Raw genomic sequence first — 23,045 nt, 5'->3', positions numbered from 1 at the left:
TCCTGTACTTAAAATGAATCCACTTTTTATATTCGAAACATGAATTAGCATAAGCTGACCGTTTTTGGTCAGCTTATGCTAATTTTTACATGTAACAACCACTACAGCTCTCCAATTACTTTCGTTAGCTTTTGAAGCGCTGATAAAAGGTTTGTTAATTCTTCAGATAAAAAAACTGCTGCCTACAAAATATAGACAGCAGCTACAGTATACATTTTATAACTAATAAACAGCAATCGGCCCATAAGGACCTTTAATAATTTCTATTCTTGTTTCAAAAATATCTGTCAAAAGTGTTGAGTCCATAACTTCTTCTACTGTTCCAAAAGCAGCAATTTGTCCATCTTTCATCGCACAAATTTTGTCAGAGTATTTAGCTGCAAAATTTATGTCATGCATAACAGTCAAAATTGTTCTTCCAAATTCATTAGCCGCACGTCTCAAATGCTCCATCATTTGAACAGAACGCGCAACATCAAGATTGTTCAGAGGCTCATCCAACAGCACATATTCAGTCTCTTGGCACAATACCATCGCTACATATGCCCTTTGTCTTTGACCACCAGAAAGCTCATCTAAATATCTATTCTCTAAATTAGTTAAATCTAGGAAGTCGATATATTTAGAAATAATAACTTCATCCTCTTTCGTTAATCTTCCCTTTGAATAAGGAAAGCGTCCAAATCCAACTAATTGTCTAACAGTAAGCCTCGTTACAAAATGATTTTCTTGTCGCAGTATAGTCAAAACTTTTGCTAAGTCTTTTGATTTGGATTCAGAAACATCCATATTTGCTACCTGGATTTGACCTTCATCCATATCTAAAAGTCTGCCAATCATCAAAAGTGTCGTTGACTTTCCAGCGCCATTTGGTCCGATTAAAGAAGTAAAGCCTGCTTTTGGTATTTCAATATCCAAAGGTCCTATTTTTACCTTATCCGTATAGAACTTTTTAACATTATCAATTTTTATCATAAAGCCCTCTTCCTTAAAACTATAGTTAAGAATATAATTCCACCAAATAATTCAATAATAACTGAAACTACACCTTGAGCATGGAATACATGATACATTAAAAAGTATGCACTCGTCATTATTAAAAATCCGATTGCAAAAGCCATTGGGAAAATATATCTGTGATCATACGTCGATGCCGCCTGATAACTCAAAGTTGCTACTAAAAATCCATAGAAAGTAAGTGGCCCAATTAGAGCTGTTGAGATAGACATTAAAATAGCTACTAACACAAGCGTATAAATTACACTAGGTTGATATTTAACCCCAAAAGAAGTAGCAACATCCTTTCCTAGTGACAAAACATTCAATTTCTTAGAATGAGTAAAAATTAATAACGCTACAATTATGATCATTGGAATTACAACAGGAAAATATGCAGGGTCTGCATGATTAACAGAACCAAATAATCTCGCTTGTAAAATATCAAATTCTGAAGGCGCAAGTAGTTTTCTCATGAAAGTTGACACAGAATTTAGCCCGGTACCAATAATAATTCCAACTAAAAGCATAAGTTGTAAATTCCCGTATTTACCGGAAAGTAACCATCCATAAAGTATCAAACTCATGAAGACCATCACAACAACTTGAAATAAAAACGATCCAATTCCATTAAAGTTTATTAATGCACTAGCACCAAAGAAGAATATTGTACTCGTTTGAATTGCCGAATAAAGTGATTCGAAACCTAAAAGTGAAGGAGTAATAATCTTATTATTCGTAATAGACTGGAAAGCGACTGTCGATAAGCTATGGCAAACTGCAGCAATAATCATTGCAACAATAGCTACTATCCTTCTCTTAACAACTGGGATAAAAGAAGGTGAATCTATCGGAACTGGATTGTTATAAACTAAAAGTCCATATGAAGAAAGGAGACCTAAAGCAATCAATGCTATGAGTAAAATCCAATAACGTCTTGCTTCCTTCTTAGAACGAAAAGCACTAGCTGATCTACTTTCATTATGAAGGCTAGAATCGACTTCGACATTTTCTTTATTTCTATAATCTAATGTGATCATCGCAGCCTCCTTGGTTTTCTTTGTCTCAATAGAATAGTAATAAACACGACCGCTCCCACTGTTGCAAGTATTAAAGAAACAGGTAATTCAAACGGCTTTATAATTGTTCGAGAAATGATGTCACAGGCAGTAATTGCCCCCATTCCGATCACACATACCCAAGGTAAATTACTTCTAAGATCATCACCTCTAAACATGGAAACAATATTTGGCACAATTAATCCCAAGAAAGGTAAGTGTCCAATAACAGCTGCAACAATTCCAACTGCCACAGAGATAAGAGCAGTCCCAAAAAGAACAATTCTATTGTAATTAACGCCAAGGCTTGTTGCGACATCTTCTCCTAGTCCAGCTAAAGTCAATCTATTCGCATACATAAAAATAAGCAAAGTAATGATAACAATCAGCCATAAATATTCATACCTTCCCACCTGAATGTTAGCAAATGAACCTACGAACCAAGTTTCAATGCTTTGCGTCATTTGAAAAAGAAGTCCCATAAAAGTAGACACTGCAGAAATAACTGCTCCAAGCATCAATCCAATAATCGGGACAATTAAAGACGAACGAAGCTTAACTCTTCTTAAAAATAGAAAGAAAATCATAGTTCCTATAAAAGAAAAAATGATTGCACCAGTCATTCTTTGAACTAAAGTCGGGGCAGGAAATAATAAATACACAAAAAGCAGGCCTAAGCCTGACCATTCAATCGTCCCCGTTGTAGTAGGTTCAACAAAGCGATTCTGTGTAATGAGTTGCATTACGAGTCCTGCCATCGCCATTGCAGCTCCAGTAAGCATTAATGCAACTGTTCTTGGAACACGAGTGATGAAAAACATCTCCATTCCGTCCTCTTGTCCACGTATATCATAAACTCCAGTAAACAGTGATATAATCCCTAAAATTATAACAACTATAACCGCTATTATAAAAGGTTTTGTCCATATTTTATTGTGATTATAAAACTGGGGTTGAGAAATATTCTCAACCCTAGAAATCATATTTTTTGACACTGTTTCGTACCCCTTTACACTACTTAGCTAAAGTTTTTGCAATATTTCCAAATAACTCTACATAAGTCTGAATTGATTCATTTGTGTAAGTATCTTCTGGTGCATAAACAACTTGTTGTTTAGAAACAGCAGTTGTGTTTTGAAGAGCTGGTGATTTAGAAATAACATCCTTAGCAGGTGTTGACTTAGCTGCATCAGATGTTGCAGCATCACGATCTAATACGAAAAGCCAATCAGGATTCGTTTGTGCGATCGCTTCAACAGAAACGTCATCACCTTTATGACCTGCAGTAGAATTCGAAACTTCTAATGCTGGAGTCCAACCGAAAATTTCATACATAGGTCCCCAAACGCGACCAGAGTGCGGCGCAGCAAAGCCAATATTTCCACCAGTAACAATAACACTCATAACTTTATCTTTTCCGTTATAAGCAGATTTTGCTTTTTCAATAGATTTATCGAAATCAGCTATTAATTGTTTAGCTTCTTTATCTTTATTAAAGATTTTTCCTAAAGTAACTGTAGAATCTTTAAGTCCTTTTACTAAGTTTTCGCCAGGCTTAGTAGCTTTCTCAGAAACATCAAAATTAAGATCAATAACTGCTGCATTTGGTACTAATTTTTTGATTTCTTCGTAATGGTCAGCAAATCTTTGACCAACAATTACAAGTTCAGGGTTTGCCGCTGCAATAATTTCAAGATTTGGTTCGCGGTGATTCCCGATATTTTTAACTGAATCATCTTTTTTATATGCTGAATCCGCAGGCATGATATCCTTTGGAGCAGCCGCTAATTTAATTCCCCAATCAGCTAAAGTTTCAAACGTTCTATTATCTAAAGCAACTACATTCTTTGGATTTACAGGAACAGTAACTTTTCCATGTGCATCAGTGATTTCAACCGTTTTTGGCTTATCACTACCATTATCTTTAGTAGCCTTCGAAGTTTCTTTACCTGAATCTGAGCAAGCTACTAACATTAAAGTGAAAATTGCTAGAATACTTACTAATTTTAAAAGCATAGTTTTTTTCATACGTATACTCCTTATTATGTAATTTATTTCGAAAATGATGACTTCCAAAGATTGAATTAGATAATAACTGCTATTCACCTAAATCAATATTGATAATCATTTTCATTTGAATATCCTGTAAATAAGTATAGTCATTAATCCTGTGAAAATCTTGTGAATGGTGTGAGTTAATAAAATTAAAAATGAATTTGATACGGCCTCAACTAATACGCATCAGATCCATCCTCCACACCTTATAAAACATGCTTTCTACTGCAAAAAAATGACCATTTCCTGATAGCAATCTTCTTTTTATAGTTTCTGTCTTTTCATATTTCACAGAAACTACTTTATGATCTTATTTTTATCATTCAACCATTGAATAGCCTCTGCCATGTATTGTTTGAATATATCTATTTTTCTTCTCACACTTTAACTTTTTTCTTACATACCCAATATATAAGTCTACTACATTTGGATTTACGACTACGTTATGTCCCCAAACTTGGTTCAAAAGCATTTCACGGCTCAATATTGTATTTTTATTCTTGATTAAAAATACAAGTAAATCGTACTCACGCTTCGTAAGCGAGAGATTTTTACCACCTTTTTTCACAATATTGCTAGATGCATCAACAAAGAGATCTTTAAACTGATAAAAGGTTATCTCATTTTGCTGGTTACAGTCGCTTCTCCTTAAAATAGCTTGAACCCTTGCTACTAGTTCTTCTTTCGCAAATGGTTTTCTTATATAATCATCAGCTCCAGCTTGTAACCCTGCTACGCAATCCTTGCTAGAAATATTGTCGGTCACAATAATGATGGGTGTCATTTTAACAAGTCGTATTTGTCTGCAAATTTCTGGTCCGGATATGCTTAATGAATCCCAATCTAATATGATAATATCCCAATCTTGTTCATATATTATATTTAAACCTTCGTTTTCATTGTGAAGTTTTAAAATAAAATGGCCTTCTTGCGTTAAACCGCTTACGATTTTCTTCGCTAAAGACCGTTCATTCTTAATTACTAACACCTGCCTCACCGATGGTTCACCTCTACTTCAATATAACTTAGTTACATAAAAAATTATTTAAGATTTATAAATATTAAATCCCTAAAAAATCCATTAAAACAGCTTATTAGGAGAACTCTATATAATCTTACAATAGGTATAGATAGAAACACAAAACATATTAACATTTGAATAAAATGAATTTTTAATTTATCTCAATTGGACTTTTACAGGCATCTTGGCAGATAATAGGATAAAAGAAAACATAACAAAAGCACTTATCCATAAAATAAGTGCTTTTGTTATGCCTTCGCGATTGTATGATATTGATTTCCTTTAGGGAAATGTATTGTCACTTTTGTATATTCATTCTCTTTCGATTCGATAGAAACTTCATGCCCTAATTTATAAGACAAGCGTTTCGCTAAATATAATCCTAATCCCGTTGATTTCGTATGGACTCTCCCGTTCGCTCCTGTAAAACCACGCTCAAACACACGCCCAATATCCTCAGGCTTAATACCAATTCCATTATCTTGAATAATGAGGCGCTTTTCCGCTTTATCTTCTTCCCCGATAAACTTAATTTCTCCATGTGAATCAGTATACTTCAATGCATTTGCTACAATCTGATCGACAATAAAAGATAGCCATTTTGTATCACTCTCTACTAGAAGTTGTAAGTTTGTATGTTCAAATTGAATGCGGTTTGAAATAAATGACTTAGCATATTTCTTCATACTAGCACCCGTAATCGCCTCTAGAGAAACTTCTTGAATGAAATAATCTTTTGAAAAGGAATCAAGCCGTGAATAATACAAAGCTTGTTCAACGAAGTGATCTATTTTCCCTAACTCATCTTCTAATTTATCAATTAAAATATCCGCTGGTTTGTTGCTACGCATCAATAGTTGACTAGCAGCAATCGGTATCTTAACTTCATGAATCCAAGACATAATAAAATCATGATATTCTTTCTTTTCCTCATGCAATACGTACATTTTCTCTTGTTGCTCTAAATACAGTTTTTTTAATATATCTGTATACATTTCCTGTTCATATGTGTGTGGATTTGGGATTGCAATCACTGTATCCTGCTCTAAATGAAGAGCAATATGAAGTTCTTTATAAAATCTTTTATGATAAAAATACCCGATTATAAGATAGATAAGAATAAAAATTGCACTTACAACATTGATATATATAAGATTTGCTTTTGTATTACTTAATCCCTCACTTAAATAAATCATGGTAGAAATAAATAACATAATCAAAAAGTAAAGAAGCATAAAATACCGACGTTCTTTTATGTAACGAAAAATACTCATGTAATAATGTAACCTTGCCCTTTCTTCGTATGGATAAATTCCTCTTTTCCAAGTTCAGCAAGCTTCTTCCTTACACGAGCGACGTTTACTGTTAATGTATTATCATCAACAAAACTTTCATTTTCCCAAAGTTTACGCATAATATTATCTCGACTTACAATCGATCCTATATTCTGCATTAATATCTGTAAAATTTTAAACTCATTTTTTGTTAATTCCAATATTTGATTATGATAGGTTACTTCCCCGCTCTGTAAATTTAATACGACACCTTCATATTCAACAACATTTGTTTCCGTTTGTGTATAAGAATATGTACGTCTCATAAGAGCCTGAATTTTAGCAACTAAAACATCTGTATAAAATGGTTTCTGCATAAAATCATCTCCCCCCATATTCATAGCCATTACCATATCCATAGGATTATCACGAGATGACAAGAAAATAATTGGTACTTTCGATACTTCACGAATTTTTCTACACCAATAAAATCCATCAAAATAAGGAAGGTTAATATCAAGTAAAACAAGTTGCGGAGATTGCGCCAAAAAATCGTTTAAAATATGTTCAAAGTTTGTACTCGTCCATACTTTAAATCCCCATTTCTCTAACTCATCGGCAACCGTTTCACGAATGGTTGGTTCATCTTCAACTAATAAAACTTTCATAAAAAGTTTGCCTCCTAGCACTATTTTAACCTTACAAGTTTGTAAGGTTTGAATTATAATTTGTAAGGTTGTCCTATGGTTTAGGGTATAAAATTACCATACAATAAGCTTATCATACAATAGAGGAGGATCCATATTGAACCCCGTATTACAGGCAAAACACATAAGGAAGGTCTTTAGTAATAGAGGTAACATATTTACTGCCCTCCATGATATTGATCTAACAATTTTTGAAGGTGAATTCGTTGGCATAATGGGTCCATCTGGATCTGGAAAATCTACTTTATTAAATATATTATCGACAATTGATATACCAACCACAGGAGAAATTATTGTTAATGGAAAAAATATTATAAAAATGAAAGATGAGCAGCTTACTACATTCCGTAGTGACACATTAGGCTTTATTTTTCAGGACTACAATTTACTTGATACGTTAACGATAAAGGATAATATACTTCTACCACTTGCTTTAAGAAATATAAATGCACACGAAATTGATGCGCGTGTAGATGAAGTTGCAACAATGTTTGGCATTCAAGAATTGCTAAATAAATATCCGTATCAAATTTCTGGTGGACAACAGCAGCGTACTGCGGCAGCGAGAGCTATTATAGGAAAACCGAAATTAATTTTAGCTGATGAACCTACAGGTGCACTAGACTCTAAATCAGCAGCTGGTTTACTGCACAGCCTACAAGCGTTAAATAAAAAACAACTTGCCACCATTTTGATGGTTACGCATGATCCCTTTGTAGCAAGTTATTGCAAACGCATCCTCTTTATTAAAGATGGAAAACTCTTCACGGAACTTGTAAAGGGCGAGATGCCACAAGAGGAATTTTCCCAAAAACTATTACGTATTCTTTCTGCTCTTGGAGGTAGCGGGCATGACACCATTTAGTATCATCAAAAAAAACTTACAAAGAAATCTTAAAAATTATGTACTATACTTTGCATCTATGATACTTAGTATTGTCATTTATTTCATTTTTGTATCCTTACAATATAATGATTATATCGTAGAACAAACAAATACAGCCAAAGGAATTGCAGATGTTTTTCAAGCTTCTTCTGTTATTCTAATCATTTTTGTAGCAATATTCATCTGGTATTCAAACTCATTTTTCACAAAGAAAAGAAAAAAGGAAATTGCACTATATTCCTTACTAGGCGTTCCAAAACGGCAAATTGGTACCATGTTATTTTATGAAAATCTCATCATAGGAATTATTGCACTCATTATAGGAATGAGCATCGGAGCTTTACTCTCAAAGGTGTTTTCCATGTTACTTTTAAAAGTAATGCAATTATCAACTACTATTTCATTTTCTTTTTCTTTAGAAGCAATAATACATACCACGCTTGTATTTACCATTATTATTTTAATAACATCTTTTCACGGTTATAGCATCATTTACAAGTTCAAATTGATTGAATTACTTCAGGCTGAAAGACAAGGTGAGCTCATTCCAAAAGGATCCATATGGACTGCTTTATTAGGAATTATTTTAGTTATCTCTTCTTACTGGTTCGTACTTCAACCTATTTTCTCTTCTACATGGCTGGATCATAAGACACGGAATATGTGTATTATTTTAGGTGGTTCTATAATCGGTACATATTTCATATTTCGTTCTTTTACTGTTTTTTTATTACTTGGCTTACAGAAGAATAAAACACGCTATTACCGCGGGATTAATGTGGTTAGTGTATCTCAACTATTAGCACGCATTCAAGCAAACGCAAAAACTCTAACTGCCATTGCACTATTAAGCGCAGTCACACTATGCGGAATCGGTGCTTCTTATAGCATGTATTATAAAAATAAAGTGATGATTGATAAAACAGAACCGTTTAGTTTTATGTATGTAAAAACAGATTCACAAGTAGATCAACAAATTGAAAATACAATAAAAAATTCTAATCATACAATAAAAGAGAAGATTACTATTCCTTTAATAAAAGTAAAAGCGGATTTACAGGTGAATGGTCTCATGCCAATTAATTTTGAAAGAAATCCTAATGAGTTAAATCTATTATCTGAGAGTACATTCAATATGCTAGCCGATAAGACTAATAAGGATATAAAAGTATCCCTTCAAAATACAGAAGTGGTTGCTCTCGATGCAAATAAAAGTCATACGTTTCAAACTGAATATAAAAACGGCAAAGTAGACCTGCATCTTTCAAATAGTGATTATTCATTGCAATTTGTAGGAAAAATTCAAGACAACATCCTAAATGATTCATTACACGAATTCACTATCGTCGTGCCCGACCAAATTTTTTATGATATGAGCAAACAACAAAAACCTTATATGCTACAAGCATATAAAGTATCCGATGACAAAAATACAAAGAAGCTAACAAAAGCTATTCAAATACTCCTTAAAGATATTCATTTAATATCCAAATACGGTGCTTATAAAAGTGTCGTGGAAGCATCAGGATTAGTCATCTTCGCTGGTGTATTTTTAGGACTCGTCTTTTTAGCTGCAACTGGAAGCATTATTTACTTTAAACAATTAACAGAAGCAACTATAGATCAAGACAAATATATCATTTTACGTAAATTAGGTGTAAGCAAGCAAACCATTTTTAAATCGATTGCAAAACAAATTGCCTTTATATTTATTCTGCCACTTACTATCGGTAGCTTGCATAGTATTGTCGCTTTAAAGGCACTTTCTAATACACTTGGCATAGATATTTTCATTCCAGTTTTAACTACCATTGTCGCATATACACTGATTTATTTTGCTTACTATATACTGACAGTAAAATCCTATAATAATATCGTGAATAAATAAAAAAGCATCTCAACAGATGCTTTTCTTGTTTTATTGAATCACCTTATTTCTACTAGCTGCAATTTGTTCTCTCAACTTCATACCTTGGATATGTTTAAAAGGATATATCCTTCGAATGAATGTACCCAATTCTCAGGACGCTTCATATAACGTGTTTTCTTTACTATTATTACTCCGCTTTCTGAGAAGTGTGGAAGGCAGTATCCTCCCAACTTTAATAGACAATACAATTTAAAATACATATCAGTAATCATTTCAAATTAATTCCCGATCAACTACATCATTAAATAAAGACGTATTTTTGTTACAGTCATCGGCATGCTATAATAAAAAAATTGGAAATTAAGAGTAAACAAACACTCTAAAGTTTCATTTCTTTTTGTTTTAAATCGATTGTATAGCTAGGGGGTATATGAAAGAAGTTTTAAAAGTTGCTATAACGTATCTGTATAATATCAATTTATTGAGGTGTTAAAAACTTATGTTTTACGCATTTATTCCAATCATTTTACTCATTCTTTTTCTAGGTTTTTATTTAACAGATCCTAGAAGAATAATAAACGGTTTTTTATTTAACTTGTTTATAATTTCAATAATTATTGCCAGTTCGTACTTCTCTATGATTACAGGGAATCAGTATTTACTGTTCATCGCCCTAATCCCTGCTGCAGTCGTTCTCTTTATGTTAAGTTTCGGCTTAGTAGCCTTAATATTGGGGCTGTTTTTAAATGCTAAGATTCTTATGAGTAAAGAAAGCCGACGTTTTGCAAATAGTTTAACTTTCGTTCTCGGTATAGGCCTTGCAATCTTTTGGGTAATTTCTTTAGTTGAACCCGTTAACTTCTTCCCCGAATCAATTCGAACACTTTACTGGGGAGCAGTTCTTATTTCTATATATTTATTTGTAGATCTATCTAATTTCCTAACAGCCTATTTCCTGTACCAATTCAATAGACCGAAATACAATCAAGATTTTATCATTGTTCTTGGGAGTGGTTTAATTAATGATAAAGTTCCACCACTTTTAGCTAGCCGCATTAACAAAGCTATTGAATTTTATCGGAAACAAGAAGCAGTCTCTTCACCACCTAAAATTATTTTTTCTGGTGGACAAGGACCAGATGAAAATATTTCGGAAGCGGAAGCTATGCAGGATTATGCTGTAAAAAATGGGATTCCTTTAGAACATACAATAAAAGAGAATCGTTCTACTACAACATATCAAAATATGCTGTATTCAAAGGAAATTATGGAATCATTAAAAGGCTTTCAGTATAACTGTATTTTCTCCACAAACAATTTCCATGTGTTTCGCGCAGGATTATACGCTAAAATAGTAGGGCTAAATAGCCAAGGAATTGGTTCAAAAACAGCCTTTTATTATTGGCCAAATGCGATGATTCGAGAGTATATTGCTATTTTTGTTATGAATCGTGTACGTCACAGTATTGTAATAGCAATTATTATGGGATTCTCTATCTTAGCAACCGGAATAAATTATTTGTTGTTTTGAGGATGCTGTGCAATTTATGAATAAGATTCAATTGTAATGAATAAGAAGACCGTTTCATTTTATACGTTATAGTCGAAGAGAATATTAATAAATTGTATTTACTGTTTAACCAAGTCATTCATTAGTCAGGATTGATTTTTTTATTCATCATATGCATTATCTCTATTTTAAAGAAATCAAGCCTTACGGTATAAAATGCTTTTATCCCTTCTTTTAAAAAATGCCCTGAACCATCAGGGCATTTTTATTTTTTTACTAAAAGGCTTTCAGGTAAGTACCTTTTTAATTGTATTTCGGATGACAAATAGGTTTCCATGATTCCATATTATAATTTTGAAAAAAACCTAAAGAATTACTAAACCAGTAACTCTTTAGGTTTTTTTTCATGTAAATAAAAAGCAAAATGGTTCCTTACAAAAATGTAAGATTCCAGTTAGATACATCGATGTTTGCAACCTTTAATCACTTGTAAACTAACAATAGTTAATCAAGCAATACCGGGGCGTTAATCTGTTATCGTCACAGACTTAATATATGTACTAAAAATCATCATAGAAAGGATGTATGGATTATGAATGCAATAAAACAAAGTTTACCTCAAAAGAATCGAATTGTTGATTTAGATGTCATACGAGGTTTTGCCTTAATTGGTATTTTCTTAGTGAATATAAATATGTTTTTTACCGAAGCGGGTGTCTCCAATAAAGGATTACCAGGTGCCAAGTGGATTGACATTCTTGTTGATGCCAAATTTTACGCGATTTTCTCTTTATTATTTGGTGCAGGGGTATCTCTATTCCTCACTCGAGCAAAAACAAAAGGTCAACCATATTTGGTATATATACGCCGCATGGTTGTACTAGTCCTCATCGGTTTATTACATGCTAATGTTTGGGGTGGAGATATACTACGTTCATATGCAATCATTGGCTTGTTATTATTAGCTCTTCATAAATTACCAGGTAAATGGTTGTTAGTAATTTCTTTAAGTTTACATGTAATGGGAATTGTCGTTAATACATTATCCTATGATTATATACTAGGCGGGCATCCGAACATGCCACCTTTACTCAATATTCTTCAACTCATTCTCTCATTATTTGCACCTTTAATATACTTTATAGAAGGTTTCTCATTAATGCAGATTGATGCTCTAAAGAAATTAAAGAAGAGCCCTAAGCTTCATACAGCACTCATTATGATTCTTAGTAGCATTTGTATCGTTGGAGTAGCTATACAGTTTCTAACACCTAGTGCAAAAGCATATTTTATCCTAAAAATTATTTTACAACCTCTTCTTGCATTACTTTACACTTTAATCCTTGTAGCTCTACTGAAGAGTACGATAGGGAGCACTGTGTTAAAACCATTACAAGCTTACGGAAGAATGGGAATGAGTAATTATTTGGGACAGACTATTATGGGGATGTTTATTTTACCACTATTCCTAAACGTATTTTCATCAGCATTCGCTATGGTGAGTGTGTGTTTCCTAACATGGATTCTCCAAATCGTGCTTAGCAACGTTTGGCTAAAATATTTTAGTTTTGGACCTATAGAATGGATTTGGCGCTGCTTAACTTATTGGAACTTAATGCCTATCCGAAAAAATAATAGTAAGAAATAACATATAGGAGGATATAAAAATGCAAAGACCTGTTGTAGACGTAAAAAATGTTCAGAAAGTATATGGTAAAAAAGGTGAGAATCAATCATATGCCTTAAAAGGTGTATCATTTTCAATCCGAGAAGGTGAATTTGTCGGTATCATGGGACCATCTGGATCTGGAAAAACAACATTACTAAATGTAATTTCTACATTAGATAATGCAACGGACGGAAAAGTTGAAATTGCTGGAACTGATATTACAAAAATGAAGCAAGGTGCACTCTCTGATTTCCGCTCCAAAAAATTAGGATTTATTTTTCAAGACTTTAACCTTTTAGAAAATTTATCAATCTATGAAAATATTGCATTGCCACTTTCCTTGCAAGGTGTTCCTTCTCGAAAGATTGGACCAAAAGTAACGAAAGTAGCAGAGATGTTAGGAATTTCATCATTACTGCAAAAGTATCCTTCAGAAGTATCTGGTGGACAAAAGCAACGTTCTGCTGCTGCACGTGCACTCGTTCATGAACCAGCGATTATTTTAGGAGATGAACCAACAGGAGCACTTGATTCTAAAAATGCAACTAGCCTTTTAGATGCAATGAAAAGTCTTAATGAAGAGCAAAATGTTTCAATTATGATGGTTACCCACGATCCATTTAGCGCAAGTTACTGCCAGCGCATTTTGTTCATTCAGGATGGAGAGCTGTATAAAGAACTACATCGTACAACAAACCGCGAAATGTTTTATAAAGAAATTTTAAATGTACTTGCTGATTTGGGTACACAAAAAGCATAAGAAAGGAATTTACAACATGTTACTCAAACTTTCCATGTCAGGACTAAAAAGTAAAATAAGAGACTATATTGTCTTATTAATTGGGCTTGTTATGTCCATTTCAATCTTTTACATGTTCCAAACACTAGCAATGAATGATTCATTTATTAAAGCAAATTCAATGATTAGCTCTATTGGGATCATCTTCCAAGTTGGTTCATTTTTATTGGCAACTATCACGTTCTTCTACATCTTATACGCTAATTCATTTTTACTATCATTAAGGCAAAAAGAGTTCGGTATGTATATGATGTTAGGTGCGAAAAAATATAAAATTACGCTACTCATGTTTATGGAAACTTTAGCTATCGGGATCACTTCACTTATTATTGGGATTGGAATCGGTATCGGACTTTCTAAAGGAATTGGACAACTTCTTATGAAAGAATTAGAATTTGCTTCCGATGGATACCACGCTCTTTATATTCCATCTATTCGTGTAACAATAATATTTTTCTTCATCCTGTTTTTCTTAGCTGCCATTATGAATATAGCGAAACTATCTCGCATTACAATATTACAACTTGTTCATTCTGAGATGAAAATAGACAAACCTTCAGTAAAAGGGATTAAAACATTCTTTGTAGCAGTAATGGGTGCTGGTTCATTAGCAATTGGATATGCAGCATTAATAAATATAAAGGCTTTATCATTAGCTGGATTTCCTATCGCTACAGTAGCAACGACATTAGGAACATATCTTATTTTCATCTCTTTATTACCACTAACTATTAAATTACTGAAAAAAATTAAACCATTAAATGAAAAGGGATTAAATTCATTTACTTTTTCTCAATTAAGCTTCCGCGTAAATGATTTAACAAAAGTATTAGCAACTGTAGCAATGTTAATTGCACTTGCAGTTGGAGCAATTGCTGGCGGAATGGCTTTTAAAAACAATATTAGCCTAACTACTGATATTGCTAGCCTATACGACGTATCAGTTCATAATCCAACAGCAGATGAGAAAAAAATATTAAACAAGATCAAATTTGAAGAAAAAGCGAACTATCGCTACAAAGTAGATCAAAAATTCGTTTATTACTTGAAAGAAGACTTAGAAAAAAATCGCCCTCTTGTTCAAAATGGTTTCGGGCAAAAGAAAGTCGGTCAAGTAGAACGAACTGCAAATGAGCTTCCAGTGGGAGCAATTGTAAAGAAAGGCGCAAATGATACAATTAATGGTCTCGCTCTTTCTGAAGAATGGAAAAATGCATTCAAAGAAATACAACCTGATTACTTATACAAACAACAACATATAAAAATTGTAGACCAAAAAATGTACAATCAAATAAAAACAAAGGAACAATATGTTGTAATTGGAAAAACAAATGATTTCGCAGCGTATAAGAAAGAATGGAAAGAACTTGATCAACTACAATTGGAAAAATATAAAGATGTAACTAAAGATCAGTTAAATAGTAAATTTAGCTTTTACGAAATTATGTACACTTTCACAAGTGGCACAGTCTTTATGGGCTTTTTCTTAGGAATTGCTTTCTTAGCTATGATGGCGAGTTGCTTAATGTTCAAAATCCTATCTGGTGCAACGAAAGATACAAAGCGCTATCAAATGTTACGTAAAATAGGAGTTCGTCGTGAGCTATTAGCGAGATCAATCTATAAAGAGTTATTGTTAGTATTCTTATTCCCAGCTACCATCGGTATCTCCCATGTAATTGTTGGTATGAATATGTTCTCTTTCATTTTGATTGACCCATACTTCCGTATTTGGGTTCCACTCGTAATTTTTGCGGTAATCTATACTATTTACTACTTAATTACAGTTCAATTATACAAAGGTATTGTACTTCCGAAAGAAAGATAATAAAAAAGCTGATGACATGCTGTCATCAGCTTTTTTATATCCCATACCAGTGATTTATTTACTATACTAGTATATGTACTTGATTTTATTACTAATTTTCAACACCTTATATAAATGAAAGAAAGGAGCTATGTTATTGCAACATGTGAAACAACTACTGAGAAATTTTTTATATTTTTTCTTCAGTAAACAAATTGAAAAGTTTCTAACCTATAATTTAAGAAAAAAAACAAATACATTTATTCGTATCGCTATTTATATTTATTTGGGAACCAAAATTATTTCCGTACTCTTTAATCTTAAGACATCTTACGGAGTAGGACTCTTTAATATTGGCTGGCTTATAAGCATGTCACTCTATCTATATTTCGCTAAAAATATTTACTTCGAAATGAAACAAGAGCATCAAAAAGTGAAAGAACTAACCTTCTTTTCTCTCTTTGACTCCAATAAAGATTTACCTTATCGAAGATATATTTACAAGTGTTATACAAAAATATTGTATAGCTTGCTTATCGCTGCATCAAGCTTCAATAGCTTATTACAAATTAATGCATCCATCTCACCGTCTATTTCAGACCTAGTCTCTAATGTGATGCATATGATTTTACTTTTAAGTGCGGTCACAGTAACCAGCCTTTATCTTGCACTACAATGGACAAATATATTAATGACCATATTATTAATACTCTCTTCAGTAATCACTGGAGCGATAATAAGTACTGGTTTATTATCAACAATAGGTAGTTTAACTCATTTTGATCTTTTAAATAACTTTTCCATCATCTTAACAATTTTCATTGGCATTATTGTTCAAATGGGAATTGTATGGATACGCCCTCCTTATCAGCTAAGTCGTACAGAAAATGCTTTTTTTATATCCAATTCAATGATTGCTACAACGTTATTATTACTAGTTATTTTTATTCAAGATATTTCTGTACTAACTGGCGGGGAAACGAATTTAGAAAAGAAAGCTCAATTAGCCTTATTACCTTATACAATTGGCGCAACGATTAATTTTATGTATATAAAGTTTAAATCTAATCGTATCGCCCAAAAAGCAGAAAAAAACATGCTAGAAGTTATTTATTTGTTAGAAGAAAATGATATTGATCGTCTTTCACCTTCACAAAAACAAAAAATAGTTACTAAAATCAAGAAATGTATCTATTACGGTGGAACATCATTCCGCTTACTTCTCCTTATGAATCCAGAAACGAAACAATTTATAAAAAACATGAAATTAGATGATAGAACTTCATAAAAGCATCTACTTCAGACCTCGGCTATTCTTTCAATAGAATAGCCTTTTTTCATACTTCTGTAAGATTTCTTACAATACTGTAAGCCAATCGTTAGTTACTTCGATGTTTCCAATCTTACATTTTATATAAACTAAAAGTAGATAATCAATCAAAAATAAAAACACTATTAAAGGAGCGAATTCTCATGAAAGAAAACCAAGACTTATTATTCAACCAAATCGTTACTGTTTCTTGCTTAGGCGGCTTCGTTTTACTATCTGGTGTTGCAGCTGTTATTAAAATCGCTCAACAACTTTTCATGTAATATATAAATTCATTGCAATTATAAATTATCAAATCACTTAAAGGAGCGAATTCTCATGAAAGAAAACCAAGACTTATTATTCAACCAAATTGTTACTGTTTCTTGCTTAGGTGGCTTTGTTTTACTATCTGGTGTTGCGGCTATTACTAAAATTGCTCAACAACTTTTTATGTAATATATCTTCATTACTACTTTAAATTTAAAATCATTCAAGATGACTAAAAATCACTTTTTATATAGATAGATTTCAAAATAAAGGTTCCTTACAAAAATGTAAGTTTCCAGTTAGATACATCGATGTTTGCAAACATTTATTCCTTGTAAACTAATAACTAGTTAGTCCAATTTAAACACACAAATAACTTATAGAGGAGTTTTCATATGAAAAAATTACTTGCTTCATGCGCTACTTTTGCACTATTCGCTAGCTTTGCGGTTGGTTGTGATTTATCTTCCCCAATCAAAATGGGTTCAAAGGAATACTACGTTCAAATCCAAGGTGAGGGTAAAATGGAAGATAATCAACGCCTTTATACTTTACCTACTTACGATGAAAACGGAAATGAAAAAACAGTTACATTTAGTAGCCAAAAGAGAGAAAATGATAAAAAACTTAAAGAAAATGCATTTTTACGCCTTTACATTAAACAAGAGGATGAAAAGAAAACAGATATACCAAACACAGAAGTTAAATCTTATGAAGAAGTACAGAAATCAGATTTACCTGCAAAAACAAAAGAAAAATTAGGTGTAAAATAATTATTAAAACAAATAAAGGGGGTATCTCTTACTTAACAAGAGATACTCCCTTTATTTTTGGAATCATAAATTTGCCGCAAACAAAAAGAACCATAACCTCACCAAACTGGCAAAATTATGGTTCATATCATACAAAATAAAAAACCACCAAATATGTATTGGTGGAGACGGTGGGAGTCGAACCCACGTCCAAAAATATCGGCACTTAAGCTTCTACGAGTGTAGTCGATATATTAGCATTTCGCGAACTCTTCGGCCTATCGACAGGCTTCCAAGTTGCTAGTCTGGTTGTTCTCTTCCTTTGTCCTCAGACGGCGAACTCCGGCGTAGTCCACTTAGTTTGAGTCCCTTACCCTACCACATGGACGATGGAGGGAGGAACCTTTAGTGCAATTAAGCAGCTAAAGAAAGATTGTTTTGTTTGCCAATTATAGGCTTTGACGTTTTAACGAGGCCGATCCCCTCGACTCGCAACCTAAGCTCGAACTATCCCTGTCGAATCCGTAACGTCCCCATGATAAAAATGGAGCATACGAAGAAAATTTCGTGATAGCTACTAAGAGCTGTTTTTCAATGTGCAACAACCTTACATAAGTTATTATAACATACGCGCGCCGTTTTACAAATGTAAATATCTGTATTACATCTTTTGACGATCACGGAACGCGCGTGCAATTTCACGTTTAGCTTCTTTCTCTTTTAAATCGTGACGCTTATCATATTGTTTCTTACCTTTTGCTAAACCAAGTGCCATTTTCGCAAATCCATTTTTCAAATAGATTCTAACTGGAACTAGTGCATATCCTGTTTCTTTTGAAGCACCCGCTAACTTCTCAATTTCTTTTTTATGCAGAAGTAACTTTCTCGTACGAAGCGGATCGTGGTTGAAACGATTTCCTTGCTCGTACGTACTAATATGCATATTATGAACCCATACTTCACCATTATGTACACGTGCAAACGCATCTTTCAAGTTCACGCGTCCAGCGCGAATCGACTTAATTTCCGTTCCTTGAAGGACAAGCCCTGCTTCGTATGTTTCTTCGATGAAATAATCATGAAAAGCCTTTTTATTTTGTGCAATAACCTTACCTGAACCCTTTGGCATATAACGTCCCTCCTCTATTTTTACTATTGTAACAAATGTGAACAAAAAGCGAAAGTGGCTCGCTTAGAATCTTTGGACATTGGAACTCCCGACAGAGAAGCGCTTTTTGCTTCGTCCGAGGGAGTGAAATGGCCAACAGATTCTAGCCACTGTAGCTGGATTCTATAAAAAGCGAAAGTGGCTCGCTTAGAATCTTTGGGCATTGGAGCTCCCGACAGAGAAGCGCTTTTTGCTTCGTCCGAGGGAGTGAAATGGCCAACAGATTCTAGCCACTGTAGCTGGATTCTATAAAAAGCGAAAGTGGCTCGTTCAGAATGTGAGGTGGATGGAGCTTCTGACCTTGAGGCGCTCTTTGCCTCTCGGGAAGAAGCGAAGCCGCCGAACATTCTAGCCACTGTAGCTAGATTCCAACAAAAAGCGAAAGTGGCTCGCTCTCAAGCCACCAATAAAAAAGAAAAAGCCTCGCTTTTCATCAAAGCGAAGCCATCCTTTTCTTACTTACGCTTTTTCTTCTTCTTCTTGAATCCTGGTACGTTTTCGAAGAATGCTTTTTTCTTCTTGCCGTTACCATCTTTTTTCCCTGGTTGGCTAGCGGACGCGGATGCAGATCCTCTTCCTTTACCTTTGCCACCACGGTCAAATTTTCTACCTGTGCCACGTTCTCCGCCGCGCTCATTACTGCGTTCGCTACGTCCACCGCGTTTCTTTCTGCCTGTTCTTGGCTGTTCGATCACGACTGGACGATCTTTGAACTTACGACGAGGCGTACCTTTCATGCCAACGATTTCAAAGTCGATTGCTCGCTCGTCTTTGTTTACATTAATAACGCGAATTGTAATTTCGTCACCAATGCGGAATACGTTACCTGTACGTTCTCCGATCATTGCGAAATGCTGTTCATCATAACGGTAGTAATCATCCGTTAAGTAGCTAACATGTACAAGACCTTCAATTGTATTTGGAAGCTCTACGAATAAACCGAAGTTTGTTACAGAGCTAATCATACCGTCATACTCTTCGCCGATCTTATCAACCATATACTCTGCTTTTTTCATTTCGTCTGTTTCACGCTCAGCTTCAACAGCACGACGTTCCATATTAGAAGAGTGCTCTGCAATCTCAGGTAATTTCTCACGCCATTTTGCTTGCGTTTCATTGTCGACTTTACCATTAATGATGTATTCACGAATTAATCTATGAACAATCGTATCTGGATAACGACGAATTGGTGATGTGAAATGCGTGTAGAACTCCGTTGATAAACCGAAATGTCCTAAGCTATCTGCATCGTAACGTGCTTGCTTCATTGAACGAAGCATAACTGTTGAAATGACTACTTCTTCAGGCTGTCCTTGAACCATTTCAAGAATTTGTTGTAGCGCACGAGGATGTACTTCATTTGCACGTCCTTTTACCGCATATCCGAAGTTCGTTACAAACTCGAAGAAGCGCTCCAGCTTATCTTCTTTCGGATCTTCATGGACACGATACATGAATGGTACGTTCATCCAGTGGAAGTGCTCTGCTACTGTTTCGTTCGCAACAAGCATAAATTCTTCAATTAACTTCTCTGATACAGAACGATCACGCATGACAACATCTGTCGGTTTTCCTTCTTCATCCACTAATACTTTCGCTTCTTTAAAGTCAAAGTCGATTGCACCGCGGCGCATACGTTTTTCACGTAAAATTTGTGCTAATTGCCCCATCTCTTTAAACATAGGCACTAACGGCTCATAACGCTTGATTAGCTCTTCGTCCTCATCTTCTAAAATGCTTCTTACGTCAGCATACGTCATACGCTCTGTCGTTTTAATTACACTTTGGAAAATCTCGTGTTTGACAACGTCACCTAAATTGTTGATTTCCATTTCACAAGATAACGTCAGACGGTCTACTTTCGGATTTAATGAACAAATACCGTTAGATAGACGATGCGGAATCATCGGGATTACACGGTCAACAAGATACACACTCGTCGCTCTCTCCGCTGCTTCTACATCAATTGGAGAACCTTCTTGAACGTAATGACTTACATCCGCAATGTGAACACCAAGCTTGTAGTTACCGTTCTCAAGTTTCGTTACTGTAACAGCGTCATCTAAATCTTTCGCGTCTGCACCGTCAATTGTTACGATCATTTGATCACGTAGGTCACGGCGATCTTTTAAATCTTCTTCTGAAATCGTTTCTGGTACACTGTTTGCGTGTTCCATCACTTCTTCAGGGAACGCTAAAGGCAAGTGATGTTTATGAATGACAGATAAAATATCTACTCCTGGATCATTTTTATGACCTAGAATTTGAATAACTTCACCTTCTGCACTTAAACGATTCTCTGGATAGCTCGTAATTTTCACAACTACTTTATGACCTTCTACAGCGCCCATTGATGCGCTTTTCAATACGAAAATGTCACTTGTCCAGCGCTTATTGTCAGGTATAACAAATCCAAAGTTTTTCGATTCTGTATATGTACCAACTAATTCTTTCGTTCCACGTTCTAAAATGCGTACAATGGAACCTTCTTGACGCGAACCACTCGATTGGGAACTAAGGCGTGCTAATACTGTATCGCCATGAAGTGCACCGTTTAATTCTGTAGGCGGGATGAAAAGATCATCGTCTCCTGTTTTCTTCTCGTCTGGTACAACAAATGCAAAACCACGCGCATGTCCAATTAACTTACCACGTATTAAATTCATCTTTTCAGGAAGACCGTAACGGTTGCTACGAGTACGAATAACAAGTCCCTTTTCTTCCATCGTTACAAGTGCTTTTACGAAATCTTTAAAGCCCTCAGAACCTTCAATCCCAAATGCCTCTTCTAACTCTTGTATCGTTAGCGGTTTATACGCTTCTTCTCTCATAAATAATAACAACTTATCAATATGTTCTTGTATGATTTCTTCCAAGCAAAAATACCTCCTTTAAAACCTTATATTATTTAGTGTATCCGAAAGATAGGGGATGTATAAAGCGAAACTTCAATACTCCCCTTATGATTTTTACAGTTTTCACAAAAAATTCCTTATGAAAAAAAGAGGCAACTAGATCTTACCAATCTAGTTGCTCCAAGAAGTTATATACATCCTCATGTAGCTCGTCACGCTGCTTATCAAGTGTAATGACATGCGTAGAGTCTTCATACCATTTAATGTCTTTTAACGTTGATTCTACACCGTTATAAATAATGTTCGCACTATCTGTATTAATCATTTCATCATGACGCGCTTGTACAACAAATGTTGGTGCATAAATCATGTCCACATTGTTACGTACGTCAGCAATTAATTGTTGTAATGCTTTTAATGTATTCATCGGTGTCTTTTGGAATTCCAACATTTCTTGTTCGATTTGCTCTGGTGATTTTTGCTCACGCTTTTTATATTCGCGGGCATATGCCAATATACCTTGGTACATCGTTTCTTCACTCTTAATATACATTGGTGCACACATTGGTACTACACCTAAAACCGGTACTGTATAACCTAATTTTAGTGAAAATACTCCGCCAAGTGACAATCCAACGACAGCAATTTTCTCAAAACCTTTATCTTTTAAAAGCTGATATGCCTCTGTTACATCTTGCCACCAATCTTCAGGACCTGTATGAACAAGCTCTTCTGGTGGTACACCGTGCCCTTTATAAATTGGCGCATGACAAGTGTAGCCTTTCTTTTCTAAGAAACGCCCTAACATACGTACATCAGCTGAGTTTCCTGTGAATCCATGTAGTAATAAAACAGCGCGGTCTCCACCCTCAAATGTAAATGGTTTCGGAGATGCTAATTTCATCATGTACTTCTCCTCTTTCTCTTCTGTAATCTAGTCGTATTCTTTCTATATCTAGTGTACCATATTTATATTTCTATAATCTAATTAGAAACATCTTTCAAATGACAAAACAAAAAAAGAAGAACCATTAGTACA

At 34.3% G+C, this 23,045-nt stretch carries 20 protein-coding genes, 1 other RNA gene and 1 pseudogene; 10 read left to right on the top strand and 12 right to left on the bottom strand.

Features of this window, described 5'->3' with window-relative positions; all coding sequences use genetic code 11:
- Nucleotides 1-222: 222 nt before the first annotated feature.
- The 7 genes from ACTFNE_RS20585 to ACTFNE_RS20555 all read right to left on the bottom strand — a co-directional run bounded on the left by ACTFNE_RS20585 (nucleotide 223) and on the right by ACTFNE_RS20555 (nucleotide 7,072).
- On the bottom strand, nucleotides 223-975 hold the full coding sequence (locus ACTFNE_RS20585; RefSeq protein WP_000590068.1) for a siderophore ABC transporter ATP-binding protein: 753 nt from the start codon (nucleotides 973-975) through the stop codon (nucleotides 223-225).
- Entirely contained in the window at nucleotides 972-2,036 is a 1,065-nt protein-coding gene (locus tag ACTFNE_RS20580; protein ID WP_046198746.1) for an iron chelate uptake ABC transporter family permease subunit, read from the bottom strand. Before ACTFNE_RS20580 ends, ACTFNE_RS20585 begins: the two co-directional genes overlap by 4 nt.
- Nucleotides 2,033-3,049 carry an ABC transporter permease gene (locus ACTFNE_RS20575; RefSeq protein WP_042514534.1) on the bottom strand — a complete coding sequence of 339 codons (1,017 nt, stop codon included), beginning with the start codon at nucleotides 3,047-3,049 and terminating at the stop codon, nucleotides 2,033-2,035. Before ACTFNE_RS20575 ends, ACTFNE_RS20580 begins: the two co-directional genes overlap by 4 nt.
- A gap of 19 nt (nucleotides 3,050-3,068) precedes the next feature.
- A complete protein-coding gene (locus ACTFNE_RS20570) occupies nucleotides 3,069-4,082 on the bottom strand; it encodes a siderophore ABC transporter substrate-binding protein (protein WP_270706203.1) in 1,014 nt (337 codons plus the stop codon).
- Between the two features lie 346 nt (nucleotides 4,083-4,428).
- Nucleotides 4,429-5,106 carry a response regulator transcription factor gene (locus tag ACTFNE_RS20565; protein WP_046198748.1) on the bottom strand — a complete coding sequence of 226 codons (678 nt, stop codon included), beginning with the start codon at nucleotides 5,104-5,106 and terminating at the stop codon, nucleotides 4,429-4,431.
- Between the two features lie 272 nt (nucleotides 5,107-5,378).
- Nucleotides 5,379-6,404: a sensor histidine kinase gene (locus ACTFNE_RS20560; protein WP_270706201.1), complete on the bottom strand. Its 1,026-nt coding sequence runs from the start codon at nucleotides 6,402-6,404 to the stop codon at nucleotides 5,379-5,381.
- Nucleotides 6,401-7,072, bottom strand: a complete 672-nt coding sequence (locus tag ACTFNE_RS20555) for a response regulator transcription factor (protein ID WP_000866334.1) — start codon at nucleotides 7,070-7,072, stop codon at nucleotides 6,401-6,403. The genes ACTFNE_RS20560 and ACTFNE_RS20555 overlap by 4 nt, the downstream gene beginning before the upstream one ends.
- A gap of 136 nt (nucleotides 7,073-7,208) precedes the next feature.
- On the opposite strand from ACTFNE_RS20555, the gene ACTFNE_RS20550 reads away from it, so the two are divergent.
- Both ACTFNE_RS20550 and ACTFNE_RS20545 read left to right on the top strand, forming a co-directional pair.
- On the top strand, nucleotides 7,209-7,976 hold the full coding sequence (locus ACTFNE_RS20550) for an ABC transporter ATP-binding protein (protein ID WP_046198750.1): 768 nt from the start codon (nucleotides 7,209-7,211) through the stop codon (nucleotides 7,974-7,976).
- Nucleotides 7,963-9,885 (top strand): ABC transporter permease, encoded by a 1,923-nt coding sequence (locus tag ACTFNE_RS20545; RefSeq protein ID WP_270706200.1) that lies wholly within the window; start codon nucleotides 7,963-7,965, stop codon nucleotides 9,883-9,885. Before ACTFNE_RS20550 ends, ACTFNE_RS20545 begins: the two co-directional genes overlap by 14 nt.
- Before the next feature lie 39 nt (nucleotides 9,886-9,924).
- Here ACTFNE_RS20545 and ACTFNE_RS20540 read toward each other — a convergent pair.
- A pseudogene (locus ACTFNE_RS20540) lies at nucleotides 9,925-10,116 on the bottom strand (Tn3 family transposase); the annotation flags it as partial.
- 250 nt (nucleotides 10,117-10,366) lie between these two features.
- Between ACTFNE_RS20540 and ACTFNE_RS20535 the strand changes: the two are divergent.
- The 8 genes from ACTFNE_RS20535 (at nucleotide 10,367) to ACTFNE_RS20500 (ending at nucleotide 18,004) form a co-directional block, all read left to right on the top strand.
- Nucleotides 10,367-11,398, top strand: coding sequence for a YdcF family protein (locus ACTFNE_RS20535; RefSeq protein WP_270706199.1), 1,032 nt, complete (start codon nucleotides 10,367-10,369; stop codon nucleotides 11,396-11,398).
- A gap of 571 nt (nucleotides 11,399-11,969) precedes the next feature.
- Entirely contained in the window at nucleotides 11,970-13,025 is a 1,056-nt protein-coding gene (locus ACTFNE_RS20530; RefSeq protein ID WP_046198753.1) for a DUF418 domain-containing protein, read from the top strand.
- A 19-nt stretch (nucleotides 13,026-13,044) separates the two neighbouring features.
- A complete protein-coding gene (locus ACTFNE_RS20525) occupies nucleotides 13,045-13,806 on the top strand; it encodes an ABC transporter ATP-binding protein (RefSeq protein ID WP_001189526.1) in 762 nt (253 codons plus the stop codon).
- Nucleotides 13,807-13,822: 16 nt separating this feature from the next.
- Nucleotides 13,823-15,673, top strand: a complete 1,851-nt coding sequence (locus ACTFNE_RS20520; RefSeq protein WP_046198754.1) for an FtsX-like permease family protein — start codon at nucleotides 13,823-13,825, stop codon at nucleotides 15,671-15,673.
- A gap of 130 nt (nucleotides 15,674-15,803) precedes the next feature.
- Entirely contained in the window at nucleotides 15,804-16,940 is a 1,137-nt protein-coding gene (locus tag ACTFNE_RS20515; protein WP_046198755.1) for a hypothetical protein, read from the top strand.
- 185 nt (nucleotides 16,941-17,125) lie between these two features.
- Nucleotides 17,126-17,245, top strand: coding sequence for a DUF4027 family protein (locus tag ACTFNE_RS20510; RefSeq protein ID WP_000662454.1), 120 nt, complete (start codon nucleotides 17,126-17,128; stop codon nucleotides 17,243-17,245).
- Between the two features lie 55 nt (nucleotides 17,246-17,300).
- On the top strand, nucleotides 17,301-17,420 hold the full coding sequence (locus ACTFNE_RS20505) for a DUF4027 family protein (RefSeq protein ID WP_000662451.1): 120 nt from the start codon (nucleotides 17,301-17,303) through the stop codon (nucleotides 17,418-17,420).
- Between the two features lie 206 nt (nucleotides 17,421-17,626).
- A complete protein-coding gene (locus ACTFNE_RS20500) occupies nucleotides 17,627-18,004 on the top strand; it encodes a YxeA family protein (protein WP_046198756.1) in 378 nt (125 codons plus the stop codon).
- Between the two features lie 159 nt (nucleotides 18,005-18,163).
- Here ACTFNE_RS20500 and ssrA read toward each other — a convergent pair.
- The 4 genes from ssrA to estA form a co-directional block, all read right to left on the bottom strand.
- Nucleotides 18,164-18,518: a transfer-messenger RNA gene (gene ssrA, locus ACTFNE_RS20495) on the bottom strand.
- Nucleotides 18,519-18,644: 126 nt separating this feature from the next.
- Nucleotides 18,645-19,112 (bottom strand): SsrA-binding protein, encoded by a 468-nt coding sequence (gene smpB, locus ACTFNE_RS20490; RefSeq protein ID WP_001123905.1) that lies wholly within the window; start codon nucleotides 19,110-19,112, stop codon nucleotides 18,645-18,647.
- A 494-nt stretch (nucleotides 19,113-19,606) separates the two neighbouring features.
- Nucleotides 19,607-22,027 carry a ribonuclease R gene (rnr, locus tag ACTFNE_RS20485; protein ID WP_000391088.1) on the bottom strand — a complete coding sequence of 807 codons (2,421 nt, stop codon included), beginning with the start codon at nucleotides 22,025-22,027 and terminating at the stop codon, nucleotides 19,607-19,609.
- Nucleotides 22,028-22,169: 142 nt separating this feature from the next.
- Nucleotides 22,170-22,910 (bottom strand): carboxylesterase, encoded by a 741-nt coding sequence (gene estA / locus ACTFNE_RS20480; protein ID WP_000761976.1) that lies wholly within the window; start codon nucleotides 22,908-22,910, stop codon nucleotides 22,170-22,172.
- Nucleotides 22,911-23,045 lie beyond the last annotated feature (135 nt).

The organism is Bacillus cereus group sp. MYBKT111-2, from assembly GCF_051915205.1.
GTDB lineage: Bacteria > Bacillota > Bacilli > Bacillales > Bacillaceae_G > Bacillus_A > Bacillus_A paranthracis.
Note: the sequence above shows the minus strand (reverse complement) of the source record. Positions and strands in the feature narration are given on the sequence as shown.

Coding starts and splice junctions, on each gene's coding strand:
- ACTFNE_RS20500 (WP_046198756.1), top strand. CDS start 17,627: ATGAAAAAATTACTTGCTTCATGCGCTACTTTTGCACTATTCGCTAGC.
- estA (WP_000761976.1), bottom strand. CDS start 22,910: ATGAAATTAGCATCTCCGAAACCATTTACATTTGAGGGTGGAGACCGC.
- ACTFNE_RS20520 (WP_046198754.1), top strand. CDS start 13,823: ATGTTACTCAAACTTTCCATGTCAGGACTAAAAAGTAAAATAAGAGAC.
- smpB (WP_001123905.1), bottom strand. CDS start 19,112: ATGCCAAAGGGTTCAGGTAAGGTTATTGCACAAAATAAAAAGGCTTTT.
- ACTFNE_RS20570 (WP_270706203.1), bottom strand. CDS start 4,082: ATGAAAAAAACTATGCTTTTAAAATTAGTAAGTATTCTAGCAATTTTC.
- ACTFNE_RS20580 (WP_046198746.1), bottom strand. CDS start 2,036: ATGATCACATTAGATTATAGAAATAAAGAAAATGTCGAAGTCGATTCT.
- ACTFNE_RS20530 (WP_046198753.1), top strand. CDS start 11,970: ATGAATGCAATAAAACAAAGTTTACCTCAAAAGAATCGAATTGTTGAT.
- ACTFNE_RS20555 (WP_000866334.1), bottom strand. CDS start 7,072: ATGAAAGTTTTATTAGTTGAAGATGAACCAACCATTCGTGAAACGGTT.
- ACTFNE_RS20515 (WP_046198755.1), top strand. CDS start 15,804: ATGTTATTGCAACATGTGAAACAACTACTGAGAAATTTTTTATATTTT.
- ACTFNE_RS20545 (WP_270706200.1), top strand. CDS start 7,963: ATGACACCATTTAGTATCATCAAAAAAAACTTACAAAGAAATCTTAAA.
- ACTFNE_RS20525 (WP_001189526.1), top strand. CDS start 13,045: ATGCAAAGACCTGTTGTAGACGTAAAAAATGTTCAGAAAGTATATGGT.
- ACTFNE_RS20585 (WP_000590068.1), bottom strand. CDS start 975: ATGATAAAAATTGATAATGTTAAAAAGTTCTATACGGATAAGGTAAAA.
- ACTFNE_RS20505 (WP_000662451.1), top strand. CDS start 17,301: ATGAAAGAAAACCAAGACTTATTATTCAACCAAATTGTTACTGTTTCT.
- ACTFNE_RS20510 (WP_000662454.1), top strand. CDS start 17,126: ATGAAAGAAAACCAAGACTTATTATTCAACCAAATCGTTACTGTTTCT.
- ACTFNE_RS20535 (WP_270706199.1), top strand. CDS start 10,367: ATGTTTTACGCATTTATTCCAATCATTTTACTCATTCTTTTTCTAGGT.
- ACTFNE_RS20560 (WP_270706201.1), bottom strand. CDS start 6,404: ATGAGTATTTTTCGTTACATAAAAGAACGTCGGTATTTTATGCTTCTT.